The organism is Pseudomonas sp. NFX224, assembly GCF_048565165.1.
In the GTDB taxonomy this organism is placed as follows: Bacteria; Pseudomonadota; Gammaproteobacteria; order Pseudomonadales; family Pseudomonadaceae; genus Aquipseudomonas.
Genome location: NZ_CP183416.1, coordinates 4,302,068 through 4,319,561, shown reverse-complemented (window position 1 = coordinate 4,319,561; position 17,494 = coordinate 4,302,068). Strand labels below are relative to the sequence as shown.

17 protein-coding genes are annotated in these 17,494 nt (G+C 58.4%); 6 read left to right on the top strand and 11 right to left on the bottom strand.

From position 1 onward, the window contains the following. Positions 1-51: 51 nt before the first annotated feature. From ACNYC6_RS19690 to ACNYC6_RS19680, 3 genes are all read right to left on the bottom strand, one after another. Positions 52-273 carry an FmdB family zinc ribbon protein gene (locus ACNYC6_RS19690; protein WP_007977333.1) on the bottom strand — a complete coding sequence of 74 codons (222 nt, stop codon included), beginning with the start codon at positions 271-273 and terminating at the stop codon, positions 52-54. A gap of 124 nt (positions 274-397) precedes the next feature. Next, positions 398-748: a ribbon-helix-helix domain-containing protein gene (locus tag ACNYC6_RS19685; protein ID WP_419712986.1), complete on the bottom strand. Its 351-nt coding sequence runs from the start codon at positions 746-748 to the stop codon at positions 398-400. Between the two features lie 257 nt (positions 749-1,005). Continuing rightward, complete coding sequence (locus ACNYC6_RS19680; protein WP_150772351.1) at positions 1,006-1,476, bottom strand: Dps family protein; 471 nt, start codon at positions 1,474-1,476, stop codon at positions 1,006-1,008. Positions 1,477-1,785: 309 nt separating this feature from the next. Here ACNYC6_RS19680 and ACNYC6_RS19675 point away from each other — a divergent pair, with 309 nt between their 5' ends. Continuing rightward, entirely contained in the window at positions 1,786-2,388 is a 603-nt protein-coding gene (locus ACNYC6_RS19675) for a cold shock domain-containing protein membrane protein (RefSeq protein WP_419708784.1), read from the top strand. 59 nt (positions 2,389-2,447) lie between these two features. On the opposite strand, the gene ACNYC6_RS19670 is transcribed toward ACNYC6_RS19675, so the two are convergent. Then, positions 2,448-2,654: a SlyX family protein gene (locus ACNYC6_RS19670; RefSeq protein WP_077045694.1), complete on the bottom strand. Its 207-nt coding sequence runs from the start codon at positions 2,652-2,654 to the stop codon at positions 2,448-2,450. Between the two features lie 3 nt (positions 2,655-2,657). Beyond that, a complete protein-coding gene (locus ACNYC6_RS19665; RefSeq protein WP_419712985.1) occupies positions 2,658-3,083 on the bottom strand; it encodes an HIT domain-containing protein in 426 nt (141 codons plus the stop codon). Between the two features lie 915 nt (positions 3,084-3,998). Between ACNYC6_RS19665 and ACNYC6_RS19660 the strand changes: the two genes are divergently transcribed. Next, the gene (locus ACNYC6_RS19660) at positions 3,999-5,339 is read left to right on the top strand and encodes an OprD family porin (RefSeq protein WP_419708783.1); all 1,341 of its coding nucleotides are present in this window, start codon (positions 3,999-4,001) and stop codon (positions 5,337-5,339) included. 208 nt (positions 5,340-5,547) lie between these two features. Here the strand turns inward: ACNYC6_RS19660 and ACNYC6_RS19655 are convergent, their stop codons facing one another. Beyond that, entirely contained in the window at positions 5,548-6,390 is an 843-nt protein-coding gene (locus ACNYC6_RS19655) for a mechanosensitive ion channel family protein (RefSeq protein WP_419708782.1), read from the bottom strand. A gap of 137 nt (positions 6,391-6,527) precedes the next feature. Next, on the bottom strand, positions 6,528-7,013 hold the full coding sequence (locus ACNYC6_RS19650) for a YajQ family cyclic di-GMP-binding protein (protein ID WP_077045697.1): 486 nt from the start codon (positions 7,011-7,013) through the stop codon (positions 6,528-6,530). A gap of 142 nt (positions 7,014-7,155) precedes the next feature. On the opposite strand from ACNYC6_RS19650, the gene ACNYC6_RS19645 reads away from it, so the two are divergent. From ACNYC6_RS19645 to ACNYC6_RS19635, 3 genes are read left to right on the top strand one after another with little or no spacing between them, the layout of a single operon-like run. Further along, complete coding sequence (locus ACNYC6_RS19645; protein ID WP_419708781.1) at positions 7,156-8,073, top strand: putative 2-dehydropantoate 2-reductase; 918 nt, start codon at positions 7,156-7,158, stop codon at positions 8,071-8,073. 45 nt (positions 8,074-8,118) lie between these two features. Continuing rightward, positions 8,119-10,155, top strand: coding sequence for a sensor histidine kinase (locus tag ACNYC6_RS19640; protein ID WP_419708780.1), 2,037 nt, complete (start codon positions 8,119-8,121; stop codon positions 10,153-10,155). Between the two features lie 3 nt (positions 10,156-10,158). Further along, positions 10,159-10,740 carry a cob(I)yrinic acid a,c-diamide adenosyltransferase gene (locus ACNYC6_RS19635; protein ID WP_419708779.1) on the top strand — a complete coding sequence of 194 codons (582 nt, stop codon included), beginning with the start codon at positions 10,159-10,161 and terminating at the stop codon, positions 10,738-10,740. Positions 10,741-10,856: 116 nt separating this feature from the next. On the opposite strand, the gene ACNYC6_RS19630 is transcribed toward ACNYC6_RS19635, so the two are convergent. The 4 genes from ACNYC6_RS19630 to secA form a co-directional block, all read right to left on the bottom strand. Next, positions 10,857-11,801, bottom strand: a complete 945-nt coding sequence (locus tag ACNYC6_RS19630) for a Nudix family hydrolase (protein ID WP_419708778.1) — start codon at positions 11,799-11,801, stop codon at positions 10,857-10,859. Continuing rightward, positions 11,798-12,430: a glutathione S-transferase family protein gene (locus ACNYC6_RS19625; protein WP_419708777.1), complete on the bottom strand. Its 633-nt coding sequence runs from the start codon at positions 12,428-12,430 to the stop codon at positions 11,798-11,800. The genes ACNYC6_RS19630 and ACNYC6_RS19625 overlap by 4 nt, the downstream gene beginning before the upstream one ends. Before the next feature lie 148 nt (positions 12,431-12,578). Continuing rightward, positions 12,579-13,796, bottom strand: coding sequence for a bifunctional glutamate N-acetyltransferase/amino-acid acetyltransferase ArgJ (gene argJ / locus ACNYC6_RS19620; protein ID WP_419708776.1), 1,218 nt, complete (start codon positions 13,794-13,796; stop codon positions 12,579-12,581). 120 nt (positions 13,797-13,916) lie between these two features. Continuing rightward, positions 13,917-16,652, bottom strand: a complete 2,736-nt coding sequence (gene secA, locus ACNYC6_RS19615; protein ID WP_419708775.1) for a preprotein translocase subunit SecA — start codon at positions 16,650-16,652, stop codon at positions 13,917-13,919. Positions 16,653-16,959: 307 nt separating this feature from the next. On the opposite strand from secA, the gene ACNYC6_RS19610 reads away from it, so the two are divergent. Beyond that, positions 16,960-17,415 (top strand): DUF721 domain-containing protein, encoded by a 456-nt coding sequence (locus ACNYC6_RS19610; protein ID WP_419708774.1) that lies wholly within the window; start codon positions 16,960-16,962, stop codon positions 17,413-17,415. The last annotated feature ends 79 nt before the right edge of the window (positions 17,416-17,494 follow it).

Here is a 17,494-nt window from a genome sequence, read left to right as displayed (position 1 = left end):
TGCGGGATGATGCAAGGGCTCACGCGTGTCGTTCAACTCAGGTTCCAGACCTTAGTCAGCTTTGTCGCCGCCGGCCAGGTTCTTCTTGGAACCGGTCTTGAAATCGGTCTCGTACCAGCCGGTACCGCTGAGGCGGAAGCCCGGCATGGACAGCATCTTCTTAAGCTCTGGCGCCTGACAGGCAGGGCAGTCGACCAGCGGTGCATCGCTGATCTTTTGAATGGCTTCCAACTGATGACCACAGGAAGCACATTGATAATCGTACATCGGCATGGAGGTTGTCTCGGCGATCAGATTGCTACCGCACACGCGGGGTTTTGCGGCAAAGAGCGGGATTATATCCATTAAATGCGGCCTGTGCAGCCGTAAGACTGCACAGATCGACATGCGACCCCTTTCACTGCCGAGACTGGGCGATCACCCCACAACCTCCTTCCTTGAGACTGTGTACAACACAGACCACCCGCACCAGTCCGCTGAAGTTCTTCACCCCACCATGGCGCAAATGCACTTCGCGATCCACGTGGGACAACAACGCGCTGACCGAGCAGCAATTGAGCCGGGCGATTTCGCCCAGAATGTCCCAGTAAACCTGCTCAAGTCGCAAACAGGTGGCGAAGCCATTCAACCGCACCGACCGGGACAAGGGCTGAACCAGCCCCATATCGAACTCACTGACAAACTGATCAATCCTTTTGTCCTTTACAGGATCAATCCTCCTCTCGTCTCGCCTGTCTCCATAAACCATGTCGTTGACACTCCTTTGCCATCTCGCGGTTTTCATAAGCACGCTTATAAAACCGCGAGGGCAAAGTTATATCCAGATGACTTTATGACCAACCGCGTAGGATAAGCCCACAGCAAAGGGCAGATCGTGGAGCGCGTCCTACACCGCAGGTTTTCCTGCTCAACCTGAGGAAAATTCAGTCAACAGGCGGGGGCTTTTCGAGGGATCAAGGCGACGCGCCAACAGCGCACACAGGGCGTCATTCGCGCGCCAAAGTGTTACTGATCCAGCAGGGCGCGGAGCATCCATGCGGTTTTTTCGTGAACCTGCATACGTTGGGTCAGCAGATCAGCCGTCGGCTCGTCACTGACTTTGTCGAGCAGCGGAAAGATCCCGCGAGCCGTACGGGTGACGGCCTCTTGCCCCTCGACCAATTGCCTGATCATGTCTTCGGCGGCAGGCACGCCCTCCTCCTCTTTAATAGAGGACAGACGAGCATAAACGGCGTAAGCACCGGGAGCAGGGAAACCGAGGGCACGTATCCGCTCGGCAATCGAATCGACCGCCAGGGCCAATTCGTTGTATTGCTCCTCGAACATCAAGTGCAGGGTCCGGAACATCGGCCCGGTGACGTTCCAGTGGAAGTTATGGGTTTTCAAATAAAGTACGTAGGTGTCCGACAGCAGACGCGAGAGCCCGTCGACGATGGACTTGCGATCCTCTTCACTGATACCGATATCGATTGCCATGTTTTTCCCCTAAAGGTGATGAAATTCATCCAACAGGTGCAGGACCACTCTAGCAAGCCTGTCGCCGCATCGCAGCCCTGGATCACCCACGAGCCTGCGACAAATCGCCCCCGACACACCGCTGGACGCCCTGATTTGAGTAGCTTGCGGCTTTGCTGTTAAATAGACAGCGTGTCGTGGGTGCCTATTTTTTCTGGGTGCTGCGCATAGGCTGATATCGGGTACGTGTCCAACGCCTCCTATTGTTCTGAAGCGAACCGTGCCTCATCAGCTCTTCCTTGTGAGCTGCCTTAACGTGAGTCAATCAAAATGTTGAAAATCGTCCACCTGCTAATAGGTGCAGCGGCCTTGCTGCTGTCCTTTATCCCTAGCCTGCACTCTGAAGCCGTACCTTACCTGCAACAACCCGATGCACTGTACTTGGCCCTTTTCGGCCTTCTTAACCTTACCCTTGCACCCGTCATCCCTTACTGGAACAAAGGTCCACGTCATCAATTGCAAAACCTGGTCAGCGCCCTGCTGGTTCTGGCTGTCGTTCTGCAAACGCTGACGCTGATCGCACCGATGCCTGTCATCGCCGGTCAACCTGCCGTTCTGTTCAGCCTGGTCGCCGCCCTGGTTGCTGTTTTTCTGCACCTGGCCATCAGCTTCTACAAATCGTCACCGGCTGCCGCCTCGCCAAGCTACGACATGAGCAACCGCGACACCGGCACCGTCAAGTGGTTCAACACCTCCAAAGGCTTCGGCTTCATTTCCCGCGACTCCGGCGACGATATTTTCGTGCACTTCCGGGCCATTCGCGGTGAAGGTCACCGCGTTCTGGTCGAAGGCCAGCGCGTGGAGTTCTCCGTGATGAATCGTGATAAAGGCCTGCAAGCCGAAGATGTGATCGCCGCCCTGCCGCGGCGCTGATCCGAGGCAAAAAAAACCGCGAACAGCCTGGCTGCTCGCGGTTTTTTATTGCCTGCATTTCAGTAGTGCGGAGGTGGTGCCTCTTCTTCGAACGTCTCGAACTGGCCGGCCATTTCTTCCTGGCGCTTGAGCAGCGCCGCCATCTGCAATTGCAGGCGCTCCACCGCCCGCTGCTGCGCTGCCAGCACATCATTCAACGCCTGGATGGTGTCATCCTGAAACGCCAACTGACTCTCCAGATCGGTAACGCGATCTTCCAGGCTCATGATTCAACCCTCCACGAACGTGAAATTATCGGTCAGCACCAGGCGCAACCGCTCGCGAATCGCCGCGACCTGCTCTGCGCTGTACGCCTTGGCCGGATGTTTACCCCAAACCGGAGCGGGCCAGGCGGCGTCCTCTCGTTTACGCACGATTACATGCATGTGCAACTGACTGACCACATTGCCCAGGGCCGCGACATTCAACTTGTCCGCGTCGAACGAGCCCTTGAGCAACTCCGACAACTGGGTGGTTTCCTTCCACAGTTGCAGTTGATCGGCGACATCCAACTGAAATATCTCGCTGATATCGTCGCGACGAGGTACCAGGATGAACCAGGGATAGTTCGAATCGTTGGACAACAGCAACCGGCAAAGCGGGAAATCACCAATTGGTAGCGTGTCTTGTTGAAGTCGTGGATCTAAAGCGAACACTGCGCGCACTCCCGCCAGGTCATCAATTTTCAGCTTAGCGCCCATCCCGAGAGATCGTGCACCAAGCGACTGGACGGCAGCATACCTGCGAACGGCGCCAGCTTCACGACGAACCACACTGCGATCCCCCGAGGTTCCAGTAATGGACGCCAGAGCGCCCCGGGATGAACCACTTCTCACCAAAACGCACCATTTCCGAACCGGCGACACCAAAAAAAGCGCTGAAATGACCGAAACACAACGATGCGCTCATGCTCTGGGAGCCTCCAAGCTGTATGGATTCAGTACAGCGAATAAAATTTTTTGCACCAAAACCGCACAGTGCGTCTACGCTAACTGCTTCGCATATCCGCCGATTACTCAATGGCGGGGTGAACCGGTAACGTTTCTGGTTGTCACGCGGCGGTAACAGGATGGTCAACACGATGCGAAGGATGGCGTCAAGTCCAAACACCAGCAGGATGAAACCCCCGGTTTTATGAGCCTTTTACGGCACCAGGCGGCGCATTTGAAAAAAATATCCATGGAATGATCATTTGTGCACGCTTGTTGCATTCACACCCACATCGTCTATAAGGCACCGCTGGAAGCGGGGAACCTTTAGACCAATTAAAACAGTGGCAGGGTAGCCCGATGGAGATTCAAACGTTTCACCAGGGACTCTTTTTACCGATGCGCCAGCCCAGAAAAACAGCATCAAAGTTGTCAGTCCGGTTGCATCGGGGCTGTAAATTTGCGACATCTAGCAAGCTGTTTGCGACAGGCTCGTAAAGAAGCTGAAAGGTTAGATGCGCAAGTATCGCCAACATTGTCGGCGTGATATAAGTTTGCGCCGACACAAAAAGAAAGAGCCGCCCAGATAATAAAACAGGTGGGACGGCAGTACTCTTCTAAAAACCAAAGGAGCAAATCACGATGCGCGTGATGAAGTGGAGCATGATCGCACTGGCTGTTGCAGCAGGCACCTCGCAGTTCGCAATGGCGTCTTCTCAAGACGAATCCAAGGGCTTCCTCGATGATTCGAGCCTGAAACTCAAAACCCGTTTTGAGTACATGAACCGCGATTACAAAAACGGTGCGTCCAACAACGCAGATTCCGGCTATCGCCAGTCTTCCGGTATCAGCCAGTTGCTCACTTACGAGTCGGGCTTCACTCAAGGTACTGTTGGTTTCGGTCTCGATGCCATGGCAATGGGCGCAGTTAAACTGGACGGCGGCTCGGGCCACCGCGGTAACGGCCTGTTCGCAATCGATAGCGACAATAACGAAGAGAAATCCCAGGGCAAGGTTGGCGGTGCAGTCAAACTGCGTCTCTCCGACACCGTCGTGAAATGGGGCCAGCAGTTCGTCGCCAGCCCGGTATTGGCTACCGACGACAGCCGTATGCTGCCAGAAGTTGCTACCGGTACCCTGCTGACTTCCAAGGAAATCAAAGGCCTGGAAGTGTATGCCGGTCGCTTTAACGCCATCAGCGCACAAACTGGTATGGCTCGCGACAGCATCGGCGGTATTCCTGATGAAGACGGCAACCACGGCAAAGGCCTGAGCAAGAACATCAACATCGTTGGTGGCAGCTACGCCTTCACTGATAACTTCACCGGTGCCCTGGCTGCGTCGGATGCTGAAGACTACTTTAAAAAGTACTACATCAACCTGAACTACACCTTGCCAATCACCGACGACCAGTCGCTGAACTTCGACCTCAACGGTTACAAAACCAAAGGTGACAAGCGTGGTGACACAGTTTTCGCTCTGGGTTCAATCGCAGACGGCGGCGACGGCGTTGCTGGCGTAGACAACAACCTGTGGTCCCTGGCAGCCGCCTACAGCCTCGGCGCCCACAAGTTCACCCTCGCTTACCAGCAGTCCAGCGGTGACAACGCTTACTACTACGGCGTTGACGGCAACAGCACCATCTTCGTTTCCAACTCCATCCAGATCTCCGACTTCGTGGGCCGCGAGGAGAAATCCTACCAAGCTCGCTATGACCTGAACATGGCTACCTACGGTGTGCCGGGCCTGAGCTTCATGACCCGTTACGTAATGGGTAACAACATCGAAGTTGCCAACGCTGGCGAAGGCAAAGAAAACGAGTGGAACATCGAGTCCAAGTACGTTGTGCAGGAAGGCCCGGTCAAAGACCTGTCGTTCCGTGCTCGTTTCGCCAACTACCGTGCGAACGGCGCATACCAGAACTACTCGCGTGACAACTACGACACCCGCCTGATCATCGAGTACCCGCTGAACATCCTCTAATCAGGGTGTAAGACCGGAAGTACTGTAGATCAAAAAACGCCCACCACCTCAGGTGGGCGTTTTTTATGCCTGCCACATACTGCGAACAGCAGCAAGCAACTTCCGCGCATAACGTTAATACTTTTTTTCCATAAACTGATCAATAGTCACAAAAAAACCCAAAAGATTTTTAACCTCTTGGGTTGATGCAGTAACAAACAAAACAGGCTTACTGTACCGATGCTTCCTGAACCACACGAACAACCCGCTGCGGAAATGGAATATCGATACCGGCCTTTTTCAAACGATCACGGGACTGCTCGTTAAACATGAACATCACATCCCAGTAATCAGCCGTTTTAACCCATACACGCAGCGAAACAGTGATCGCACTGTCGCCCAGGGTCGAGATCACGGCCTGAGGCTCCGGATCTGTCAGAACCCGTGGATCCTTGGCCAGATCCAGTAACACCTCACGAGCCTTTTGCAAGTCCGCCTCGTAATCGACCCCCACATCAAACACTACCTTACGGGTCGGCTGACGGTTGGTGTTGGTGATGATGCCATTCGACAGGTTACCGTTCGGCACGATGATGGTTTTGTTATCGCCGGTGCGCAGCACGGTGTGGAAGATCTGGATACTGTCGACAGTGCCGGCAACACCCTGGGCTTCAATCCAGTCACCAATGCGAAACGGACGGAACAGCAGAATCAGCACGCCGCCTGCGAAGTTCGCCAGGCTGCCCTGCAATGCCAGACCGATGGCCAGGCCGGCCGCACCGATAGCCGCCACGAACGAGGTGGTTTCCACTCCGATCATCGACGCCACGCTGACGATCAGCAGAATCTTCAGAATGATGTTCGCCAGGCTGCTGATGAAACCTTGCAGGGCCAGGTCTGCGTTACGCAGGGCGATCAGCCCGCCGAGTTTTTTCGTGACTTTGTTGATCAACCACCAGCCGATGGCCAGGGTGATGACCGCCAGCAGTACACGGCTGCCGTATTCCATAATCATCGGGATCCACGATTGGGACACCTTGACCAGGTTGTCTACCTCAGCGTTCAAATCCATGTTCGTTCTCCTGATGTCCGGCTACCCGGCACACGAAAAATAAACGGCAGAAAAGACTGAGCCCGTCCAGGCTCAATCGTTTCCACCGTTGCTTGGGGGTCGGACGCCAAAAACGCCGAGAGGTTCCCGCTTTTATGTCAGTCGCGGAAGTTGTTGAACTGCAGCGGCATGCCGAACTCCTTGGCGCGCAGGGCCGCGATGGCTTCCTGCAGATCATCACGCTTCTTGCCGGTAACACGGACCTGCTCGCCCTGAATGGCGGCCTGGACCTTGAGCTTGGCGTCCTTGATGTGAGCGACGATCTTTTTCGCCAGCTCCTTGTCGATGCCTTCCTTGAGGACGGCTTCCTGCTTCATCAGCTTGCCCGATGCGAACGCGTCCTTGACTTCAAGGCACTGCACATCGATTTTGCGCTTGACCAGGGCCAGCTTGAGGATCTCAATCATCGCTTCAAGCTGGAAATCGGCCTCTGCGGTCAGGTTGACGGTCAGGTCCTTTTCCTTGAACTCGAAGCTGCCTTTGCCTTTCAGGTCATAGCGACGATCGAGTTCCTTGACGGCGTTCTCGACCGCGTTGGTGACTTCGTGTTTGTCCAGTTCGGATACCACGTCGAACGACGGCATGTAATCTCTCCAATAAATAGGGGGCGCTCGATCAAGATGGAGCACGCCTGGCTTGCGGTAAAAATCCGCGCTGATTATAACGGGTCTTTCCCATCATTCACTGCGAGCCGTCCATGCGCGCGTCAAACAAGGCAAAAAGCTGATGTCCACCACCTGGCATATCCTCGGCGCCGGCAGTCTCGGCACGTTATGGGCCACGCGTTTGGCTCGGGCCGGGGTGCCGGTGCGGCTGATCGTGCGCGATGCCGCGCGCTTGCAGGCTTATGAGGCGGCTGGCGGGCTGACACTGGTCGAACACGGCGAAACACAGCACTACCCGGTGCCCGCCGAAACACCCGACGGCGAAGCACCGATCAATCGCCTGCTGGTCGCCTGCAAAGCCTACGACGCCGAACAGGCCGTTGCGCAATTGGCACCTCGCCTCGCTGCCGGCGCCGAACTGGTTCTGTTGCAGAACGGTCTGGGTAGTCAGGACGCGGTGGCGGCGCAGGTTCCGCAGGCGCGCTGTATTTACGCCTCAAGCACCGAGGGCGCCTTTCGCGATGGTGACTGGCGCGTGGTGTTCGCCGGACATGGCTTCACCTGGCTGGGAGATGCCGGCCATCCCGTTGCACCGATTTGGCTGGATGATCTCGATGCCGCCGGCATTCCCCATCAGTGGAGCACTGAAATCCTGACCCGGCTGTGGCGCAAACTGGCGCTCAATTGTGCAATCAACCCGCTGACGGTGCTGCACGACTGTCGCAATGGCGGTTTGCAGGACCATAGCTGCGAAGTCGCCACTCTCTGCGGCGAGCTCACCGAACTGCTTGAGCGTTGCGGTCAGCCTGCCGCCGCCGAGAACCTGCAACAGGAAGTCGAACGGGTGATCCACGCGACCGCCGCCAATTACTCGTCGATGTACCAGGACGTCAGCAACCGGCGCCGCACCGAAATCAGCTACCTGCTGGGCCATGCCTGCAAAGTCGCCTCCCGGCATCAATTGAACCTGCCGCACATCAATCAGTTGCAACAGAGGCTGATCAACCGCCTGCACAGCCTTGGATTGCCCAGCGACTGAGCAGCGGCTACGCTGGCCACTTGTTCCTTTGCAGCGATAAACCTGATGCCATTGCGCCAGCGCCTTGAAAACCTGCCGGTCGGCCAGAAACTACTGGCCGCCCTGTTGGTGTTGTTGACCACTGTTCTGCTGGTCGCCAACCTGACCTTTATCAGCGCCGCGTATTACATCTCCCAGGAAAGCATGGCGCCCCAGGCCTTGCAGACCATCGGCCGCCTGGTGTCGAACCCGAGCCTGATCTCCGAAGCGCTGACTTCACCGCAAAGCGCTCAACGCCTACTCGACGAACTCAACAGCTACTCGCCGTTACGTGCCGCGGCACTGTACGACGGCAGGGGCGAACGCCTGGCGCAGTTGCAGCATGGCGATCACTTGAAATTGCCGGAACGTTACCGACATATCGAAACCTGGCAAGCCACCGAGTTTCGCAGCAATCAAGTCATCACCCTGCCCCGCCCCGGTGCCGCGCCCGGCCATTTATTGCTGGTGGCCAGCAGCGAGTTGCCGATGGCGTTCTACACCGGGACCCTGACCGCCAGCCTCGGGATTCTGATCTTCAGTGTGCTGTTGTGGCTGATCATCGCACGGCAGATCAAACGCCTGATCACCCGACCGATCCATCAACTCGAAGAGCTGTCCCGGCAGGTCACTCGGGAAGAGAACTACGCCTTGCGCGCCTCCCGGGGCAACCACGATGAAATCGGCAGCCTGGCCGAGGCGTTCAACACCATGCTGTCGCGCATCGAGGCACGGGAGCAGCAACTCAAGCGTGCCCGGGATGATTCCCAGGCTGCTTATGACCAGGCCCAGGGACTGGCCGAGGAGACCCGCCACACCAACCGCAAGCTGGAGCTCGAAGTCCAGGTGCGCAGCAAGATCGAGAAAAAACTCACCGGGTTCCAGAACTACCTCAACAGCATCATCGACTCCATGCCGTCGGCGCTGATCGCCCTCGACGAACAGCTCTACGTGACGCAATGGAACCAGGAGGCCAGCGCCCTCTCCGGCACTCGCCTGGACGAAGCCCTGAATCAACCGATCTTCCTCGCCTTCGAGCCGCTCAAGCCGTTTCTGCCGCAACTCAAGCAAACTGTCGAGCAGCACACGGTGGCCAAGATCGAGCGCGTCACCTGGATCAAGGACGATGACGCGCGCCATTACGCCCTGACGTTCTATCCGCTGATGGGCGGTGCCGGACGTGGTGTGGTGATCCGGATCGATGACATCACCCAACGCCTGTCGCTGGAAGAAATGATGGTGCAGTCGGAGAAAATGCTCTCCGTCGGCGGTCTTGCTGCCGGCATGGCCCATGAGATCAATAACCCGCTGGGGGCGATCCTGCACAACGTGCAGAACATTCGCCGACGCCTGTCCCCCGAACTGCCGAAGAACCTCGAACAGGCCGAACAGGTTGGCGTCGAGCTGTCGACGGTCAACCGTTACCTGCAAGCGCGGGAGGTGCCGCAGCTACTCGACGGCATTCAGCAGGCCGGCGCCCGCGCGGCGAAGATCGTCACCCACATGCTCAGTTTCAGCCGTCGCAGCACCCGGCAAATGGCCCCGTGCGACCTGCCGGCGCTGATCGACCAAGCGGTGGAAATCGCCGGTAACGACTTTGACCTGGCGATCGGTTTCGACTTCAAGGGCCAGGCCATCATTCGCCAGTTCGACCCGGCACTCGGCCCGGTGCCCGGCACCGCCAACGAACTGGAACAGGTCCTGCTCAACCTGCTGAAAAACGCCGCCCAGGCCATTCACCAGCGTGAAGACGACAGTGAGCCGGGGCGAATCATTCTGCGCACCCGACTCAACCCACCCTGGGCGGAAATCCAGGTCGAGGACAATGGCATCGGCATGAGCGAAAACGTGCGCAAGCGTACGTTCGAACCGTTCTTTACCACCAAGGAGATTGGCCAGGGCACCGGTCTCGGGCTGTCAGTTTCGTATTTCATCATCACCAACAACCACAAGGGCCAGATGGAAGTGCAATCGACCCTCGGCCAAGGCACCTGTTTCACCTTGCGCCTGCCATTGGCGGGCACCCCGCTCGTCTCTCAAGAACTCAATCAGCTATCGAGGTAACCCATGGGCTTTCGCTTGTCGAAGATTTACACCCGCACTGGCGACAAAGGCGAAACCGGACTGGGCGATGGCCGCCGCGTACCCAAGGACCACCCAAGGATTGAGGCCATTGGCGAGGTTGATTCGCTGAACAGTCAGGTCGGCGTACTGCTGGCCGGGCTCGCCGCGCAAAGTGCCGAGTATCCGGGACTAAAGGAAGTGATCGAGGTGTTGGCACCCTGTCAGCATCGGTTGTTCGACCTCGGTGGCGAACTGGCGATGCCGGAGTATCAGGCGTTGAACGCAGCAGAAATCGAACGCCTGGAAGCGGCGATTGATGTGTGGAATGAAGAACTGGGACCGCTGGAGAATTTCATTCTGCCGGGTGGCTCAGCCTTGATTGCCCAGGCCCATGTCTGCCGCAGCCTGGCGCGCAGCGCCGAGCGCCGCTGCCAGCAGTTGAATGCACTTGAGCCGCTGGCCGAGGCCGGCCTGGCGTACATCAATCGCCTGTCGGATTTGTTGTTTGTGGTGGCGCGGGTGATCGCCAAGCGTCAGGGGGTTGCCGAGATTCTTTGGCAGGCGGCGGCGAAGCCTCAAGTTTAATCCGCGCCTGCAAGGCCCTTATCGCTAGCAGGCTAGCTCCCACAGTGAGTTTGTGGTTCACACAGAACCTGTGGGAGCTAGCTGCTAGCGATGAGGCAATCTGCATCATTGGAAAATCAAGCCTCAGGCCAAAACGCCCGAATCCCCGCCACACCCTGCGCCCCCGCCGCCCAAGCCTTCTGAACTTCCGCCGGGCCGACACCACCGAGCAAGAACACCGGTTTGCTGAACCCTTCGATCAACGTCGACGCCTGCTCCCAACCCAGCGGCTCAGCCCCCGGATGCGTCAGCGTCGGTTGCACCGGTGACAAGGTCACGAAGTCGACGCCCATCTCTTCAGCCAGCGCCAGTTCCTCGGCGTTATGGCAGGACGCCGCCAGCCAGCGCGAGGCCGGCAGCGGCCGACCGGCCGCCGCGTACTTGCGCAGTTGCGCCGAGGTGATGTGCCAACCGGCGGACGGGAAGTCTCCCAGCCACTCGAACGGCCCCTTGATCATCAACTGCGCTTTGCCAGCACACAGCCCTACCGCATCCACAGCCAGGTCGCGGTACTTCGGGTCGTAACCGTTCGGCGCACGCAACTGAATCAGCTTGATGCCACCGGCGATGGCTTTCTGAATCCCCCGCAGCAAGGCCGGGGTTTCGAGATCTTCCGGTGTGATCAGATACTGCGCGGGCAGCCGCGCCGCGGCGACGATTGGCCGGTTGGCCTCGGGGAATTCATAACCCGACAAATCACGCCCCGTCACCCAGGCCAATGGCTGGCCTTCGGCGCCGTGGGGCTCGCCACTGAACGCCGAGACTTCCCAGACATCCAGTAACACCTGCTTGTCCGGGTAATCGTGACGCACCTTGATCAACGGGCGGGCCGCGTTGACCACGATGCCCAGCTCTTCTTGAAGCTCGCGCGCCAGCGCGGTTTCCACCGACTCGTCGGCCTCGACCTTGCCACCGGGAAACTCCCACAGGCCGCCCTGGTGTTGGGTATCGGCACGGCGGGCAATCAGGATCTTGCCGCTGTCGTCACGGATAACGGCTGCCGCTACGTGTACTCGTTTCACCGCTCGTTTTCCTCCAGTCCGGCCTTTTGCCAGGCCTTGAAGGCTGGCCATTGGTAGATGGTTTCAATATACGCTTCGTCCGCCGCGGACAGCTTCACCCGATAGGTGCGCAGGCGCACAGCGATCGGGGCAAAGAACACGTCAGCCAAACTGATGCGACCAAACAGGTAAGGACCCGCTTCTGTTGCGGCCGTACGGCACTCGGCCCACAACGCCGACATACGTTCGATGTCCGCCTGCACATCCGCCGGGAGCGGCGACAGTGGCGCGTCATGGCTCAGGTCAAACGGCATGTTGCCGCGCATGGCGAAGAATCCGCTGTGCATCTGCGCGCATGCTGACCGTGCCTGGGCGCGAGCAGCGGTGTCTTTGGGCCACAGACCCGCGTCCGGGAACTGCTCAGCCAGGTATTCGGCAATCGCCAGGGAATCGGCGATGGTGCCGTGTTCGGTCTTCAACAGCGGGACTCTGCCGGTCGGCGAATGCTTGAGCAGACGCTCGCGGGTGTCCGGCCGGTTCAGCTTGATCAGTTCTTCGGTGTAGGCGGCACCGGTCAGATCGAGCGCCAGGGCGCCACGCAGGGACCAGGAGGAAAGCAGTTTGTCGCCGATGATCAGGTGCAGGCTCATGTTCGGGACCTTTAGATAAAGGGACAAGCCAGTCTAGTGGCTGACCGGCAAACCGCCATCGCGAGCAGGCTCGCTCACACAGTGATTCGAGGTGTGCACAAGTCCACTGTGGGAGCTAGCCTGCTAGCGATGGGCGACCGACTCGGTCTTACGTACGGTACTCGGCGTTGATCTTCACGTACTCGTGGGACAGGTCAGTCGTCCAGATGGTTTCGCTGCAATCACCGCGACCCAACTCGATACGGATGGTGATTTCTTCCTGCTGCATCACCGCCGCGCCCTGGGCTTCGGTGTAGGTCGCGGCGCGGGCGCCACGGCTGGCGATGCACACATCGCCGAGGAACACGTCGATCTTGCTTACGTCCAGGTTCGGTACGCCGGCACGGCCGACAGCGGCCAGGATACGGCCCCAGTTCGGATCGGAGGCGAACAGCGCGGTCTTGATCAGTGGCGAGTGAGCAACGGTGTAACCGACGTCCAGGCATTCCTGGTGATTGCCGCCGCCGTTGACTTCAACGGTCACGAACTTGGTCGCGCCTTCGCCGTCTCGAACGATGGCCTGGGCCACGTCCATGCACACTTCAAACACCGCCTGTTTGAGCTTGGCGAACAGTTCGCCTTCAGCGCGGGTGATTTCCGGCAAGGCCGCCTGACCGGTAGCGATCAGCATGCAGCAGTCGTTGGTCGAGGTGTCGCCGTCGATGGTGATGCGGTTGAACGACTTGTTGGCGCCGTCCAGCATCAGGTTTTGCAGCACGTCGCGGGAGACTTTGGCGTCGGTGGCGATGTAGCCGAGCATGGTCGCCATGTTCGGACGAATCATGCCGGCGCCTTTGCTAATGCCGGTGACCGTGATGGTCACGCCGTCGTGCTGGAACTGGCGGCTCGCACCTTTGGGCAGGGTGTCGGTGGTCATGATCCCAGTGGCGGCAGCTTCCCAGTTGTTGACCGACAGATCGTCGAGAGCGGCTTGCAGCGCGCCTTCGATCTTCTCGACCGGCAGCGGCTCACCGATCACACCGGTGGAGTACGGCAGCACCTGGCTGGCGTCCACGCCGGTCAGCTCGGCCAGTTTGGTGCAGGTGCGTTCGGCGGCGACCAGGCCCGGCTCGCCGGTACCGGCGTTGGCATTGCCGGTGTTGGTCAGGAGGTAACGCACCGGGCCTTGCACGCGCTGCTTGGCCAGGATCACCGGTGCCGCGCAAAAGGCGTTCAGGGTGAACACGCCGGCAACCGTGGAGCCTTCGATACAGCGCATGACCACAACATCCTTGCGCCCCGGGCGCTTGATGCCGGCCGAGGCGATACCGAGTTCAAAACCGGCAACCGGGTGCAACGTTGGCAAAGGACCAAGACCAACAGCCATGAATGCGCTCCTAACTAGATGATGTCTGCACCGCTCGGCAGGAGCGGTGATTTAAATGGCAAAACGCCGCGACGGCATCAGCCGGTCGCGGCGCGGGTATTTCAGCGATTGAAACGGGTTTTACTGGATCTGCCCGTGGCAATGCTTGAACTTCTTGCCCGAACCGCAGTAGCACAGCTCGTTGCGGCCCAGCTTCTGCTCGTTGCGAACCGGTGCGGTGGCGAGGGCCACATCGACCTCTTCACCCAACGGCTCCGGCTGCTCCATGCCTGGGGCTTCTTCATGCAGGAATTGCATGCGAGCGGCCAGTGCTTCGGCTTCCTGACGCAGGCGCTGCTCTTCTTCGATCGGATCTTCGCGGCGAACCTGAACGTGCGATAGCACACGGATCGAGTCGCGCTTGATCGAATCCAGCAGCTCGGAGAACAGCGTGAACGACTCGCGCTTGTATTCCTGCTTCGGGTTCTTCTGGGCATAGCCACGCAAGTGGATGCCGTGACGCAGGTGATCCATGGTCGACAGGTGGTCTTTCCACAGGTCGTCCAGCACGCGCAGAACGATTTGCTTCTCGAAAGTGCGCAGCGCTTCGGCGCCCGCCTGGTCTTCTTTCTCGTTGTACGCTGCAATCAGTTCCTGCATCAGTTTTTCGCGCAGGGTTTCTTCGTACAGGTGATCGTCTTCGTCGAGCCACTGCTGGATCGGCAGCGCCACACCGAAGTCGCTCTGCAACGCGGCTTCCAGACCCGCCACGTCCCACTGCTCAGGCAGCGATTGCGGTGGAATGTGCGCGCTGACGGTAGCGTTGAGCACGTCCTGACGGAAATCGGCGATGGTTTCACCGATGTTGTCAGCGGCCAGCAACGTGTTACGCATGTGATAGATCACTTTACGCTGTTCGTTGTTGACGTCGTCGAACTCGAGCAGTTGTTTACGAATGTCGAAGTTGCGGCCTTCAACTTTGCGCTGAGCCTTTTCGATGGCGTTGGTCACCATGCGGTGCTCGATCGCTTCGCCAGGCTGCATGCCCAGGGCTTTCATGAAGTTCTTCACCCGGTCAGAGGCAAAGATGCGCATCAGGCTGTCTTCCAGCGACAGGTAGAAACGGCTGGAACCGGCGTCACCCTGGCGACCGGCACGACCACGCAACTGGTTGTCGATACGGCGCGATTCGTGACGCTCGGAAGCGATCACCTGCAAACCGCCCGATTCGAGCACTTGCTGGTGACGCTTCTGCCAGTCGGCCTTGATCTGGGCAATCTGCTCAGGGGTCGGGTTTTCCAGCGAAGCGACTTCCACTTCCCAGTTGCCGCCCAACAGGATGTCGGTACCACGACCGGCCATGTTGGTGGCGATGGTCAGTGCGCCTGGGCGACCGGCCTGGGCGATGATCTCGGCTTCTTTTTCGTGGAACTTGGCGTTCAGAACCTTGTGCTCGATGCCTTCCTTGTTGAGCAGGTCGGACATGCGCTCGGACGTTTCAATGGTCGCGGTACCCACCAGCACCGGACGGCCGGCGGCCATGCTTTCCTTGATGTCGTTGACGATGGCCGCGTATTTCTCGTCGGCGGTCAGGAACACCAGGTCGTTGTAGTCTTTACGGGCCAGCGGCTTGTTCGTCGGAATGACGAGGACCTGCAGGCCATAGATCTGATGGAACTCGAACGCTTCGGTGTCGGCCGTACCGGTCATGCCGGACAGTTTGTTGTACAGACGGAAGTAGTTCTGGAATGTGGTCGATGCCAGGGTCTGGCTCTCGGCCTGGATGTTCAGGTTTTCCTTGGCTTCGATGGCCTGGTGCAGGCCTTCGGACAGACGACGACCCGGCATGGTGCGACCGGTGTGTTCGTCGACCAGCACAACCTGACCGTCCTGCACGATGTATTCGACGTTGCGGTGGAACAGCTTGTGCGCGCGCAGACCGGCGTAAACGTGAGTCAGCAGGCTCAGGTTGTGTGCCGAGTACAGGCTCTCGCCTTCGGCCAGCAGGCCGAGGCTGGTCAGCGATTCTTCGACGAACTGGTGACCGGCTTCGTTGAGTTCGACCTGGCGGGTCTTCTCGTCAACGGTGTAGTGGCCGGCCTTGGTGACTTCGCCTTCGACTTCTTCGACGTGCAATTCCAGCTGCGGGATCAGTTTGTTGATCTCGATGTACAGCTTGGAGCTGTCCTCGGCCTGACCGGAAATGATCAGCGGGGTACGGGCTTCGTCGATGAGGATGGAGTCGACTTCGTCGATCACGGCAAAATTGAGTTCGCGCTGGAATTTTTCTTCCATGCTGAACGCCATGTTGTCGCGCAGGTAATCGAAACCGAATTCGTTGTTGGTGCCGTAGGTGATGTCGGCGGCATAGGCCACGCGTTTCTCTTCCGGCGGCTGGAATGGCGTGACTACGCCGACCGTCAGGCCGAGGAACTCGTAGAGCGGACGCATCCAGTTGGCGTCACGACGGGCCAGGTAGTCGTTCACCGTCACAACGTGCACGCCCTTGCCGGACAATGCGTTGAGGTAAACGCCCAGTGTTGCCACCAGGGTCTTGCCTTCACCGGTACGCATTTCGGCGATCTTGCCTTCATGCAAGGTCATGCCGCCGATCAGTTGGACATCGAAGTGGCGCATACCCATGACGCGCTTGCCGGCTTCGCGGGCGACCGCAAAGGCTTCTGGCAGCAGCTTGTCGAGGGATTCCCCTTTGGCGACGCGGGCCTTGAACTCATCCGTCTTGGCACGCAATTGATCGTCCGAAAGGGCTACCATTTGCTCTTCGAAGGCATTGACGAGTTGCACCGTCTTGAGCATGCGTTTGACTTCACGCTCATTCTTGCTTCCAAAAAGTTTCTTTAACAAAGGCGCAAACATATCGGCAGGATCTTCCACACTAAAGGGATGGAGGGCGGCCCCGTGAGTCGCCCGTGCAGCCCTCATGGCCGCATGCGAACGAGCATTCTACCCGGAAACGGAAGTGAGGAAAGTGGCGATATTCCACGATGCTGGCACTGCGCTTTGACGGGGCTCACTTAAAATAGGGGCGTTTTGCTCAACTTCAAGCCGTTCAAGGCAGAAGTTAGTTGTTGATTTAATGGGTAAAGCATCCACAAAAGCAATGGGCGAGTGCATTCGGTGCTTTCTGCTACCATGGCGACTCTGTAACTTCAGGTGTTGGATCATGGCATTTCGCCCTCTTACGGCCCGCGCACCCGCCGTTCTGCTTCGCGAAGCCAAGCCGCTCAAAGCCATTCTCGGCCACGCTCAACGCCTTGGACATCTGCAACGTCTGCTCGAAAGCCAACTGCAACCCGCCGCTCGCGAACACTGCCATGTTGCCTCGTGGCGCGAGGGTAGTTTGTTGCTGATCGTCACTGACGGGCATTGGGCTACCCGCCTGCGTTACCAGCAAAAGCGTCTGCAACGGCAACTGCAAATGTTCGACGAGTTCGCCAGCCTCACGCGAATCCTGTTCAAGGTCCAGCCGCCTACCGTTCAGCAAGGTGCGGTCGGGCATACCATGGATTTGTCGAATGATGCGGCGGCGACCATTCAGGCGACGGCCGATGGCATCAGCGATCCGAATCTGCGAGCGGCGCTGGAGCGGTTGGCGGCGCACGCCAAGTCTAAAACCTGACACCGAGCCCATGTGGGAGCGAGCCTGTTCGCAATAGCGATGTAACATTCAACGCATTCGTTGACTGATATGCCGCTAT

Bases quoted from the DNA above. Each gene is read 5' to 3' on its own strand.
- ACNYC6_RS19690 (WP_007977333.1), bottom strand. From the start codon at position 273: ATGCCGATGTACGATTATCAATGTGCTTCCTGTGGTCATCAGTTGGAA.
- ACNYC6_RS19685 (WP_419712986.1), bottom strand. From the start codon at position 748: ATGGTTTATGGAGACAGGCGAGACGAGAGGAGGATTGATCCTGTAAAG.
- ACNYC6_RS19680 (WP_150772351.1), bottom strand. From the start codon at position 1,476: ATGGCAATCGATATCGGTATCAGTGAAGAGGATCGCAAGTCCATCGTC.
- ACNYC6_RS19675 (WP_419708784.1), top strand. From the start codon at position 1,786: ATGTTGAAAATCGTCCACCTGCTAATAGGTGCAGCGGCCTTGCTGCTG.
- ACNYC6_RS19670 (WP_077045694.1), bottom strand. From the start codon at position 2,654: ATGAGCCTGGAAGATCGCGTTACCGATCTGGAGAGTCAGTTGGCGTTT.
- ACNYC6_RS19660 (WP_419708783.1), top strand. From the start codon at position 3,999: ATGCGCGTGATGAAGTGGAGCATGATCGCACTGGCTGTTGCAGCAGGC.
- ACNYC6_RS19655 (WP_419708782.1), bottom strand. From the start codon at position 6,390: ATGGATTTGAACGCTGAGGTAGACAACCTGGTCAAGGTGTCCCAATCG.
- ACNYC6_RS19650 (WP_077045697.1), bottom strand. From the start codon at position 7,013: ATGCCGTCGTTCGACGTGGTATCCGAACTGGACAAACACGAAGTCACC.
- ACNYC6_RS19645 (WP_419708781.1), top strand. From the start codon at position 7,156: ATGTCCACCACCTGGCATATCCTCGGCGCCGGCAGTCTCGGCACGTTA.
- ACNYC6_RS19640 (WP_419708780.1), top strand. From the start codon at position 8,119: ATGCCATTGCGCCAGCGCCTTGAAAACCTGCCGGTCGGCCAGAAACTA.
- ACNYC6_RS19635 (WP_419708779.1), top strand. From the start codon at position 10,159: ATGGGCTTTCGCTTGTCGAAGATTTACACCCGCACTGGCGACAAAGGC.
- ACNYC6_RS19625 (WP_419708777.1), bottom strand. From the start codon at position 12,430: ATGAGCCTGCACCTGATCATCGGCGACAAACTGCTTTCCTCCTGGTCC.
- argJ (WP_419708776.1), bottom strand. From the start codon at position 13,796: ATGGCTGTTGGTCTTGGTCCTTTGCCAACGTTGCACCCGGTTGCCGGT.
- secA (WP_419708775.1), bottom strand. From the start codon at position 16,652: ATGTTTGCGCCTTTGTTAAAGAAACTTTTTGGAAGCAAGAATGAGCGT.
- ACNYC6_RS19610 (WP_419708774.1), top strand. From the start codon at position 16,960: ATGGCATTTCGCCCTCTTACGGCCCGCGCACCCGCCGTTCTGCTTCGC.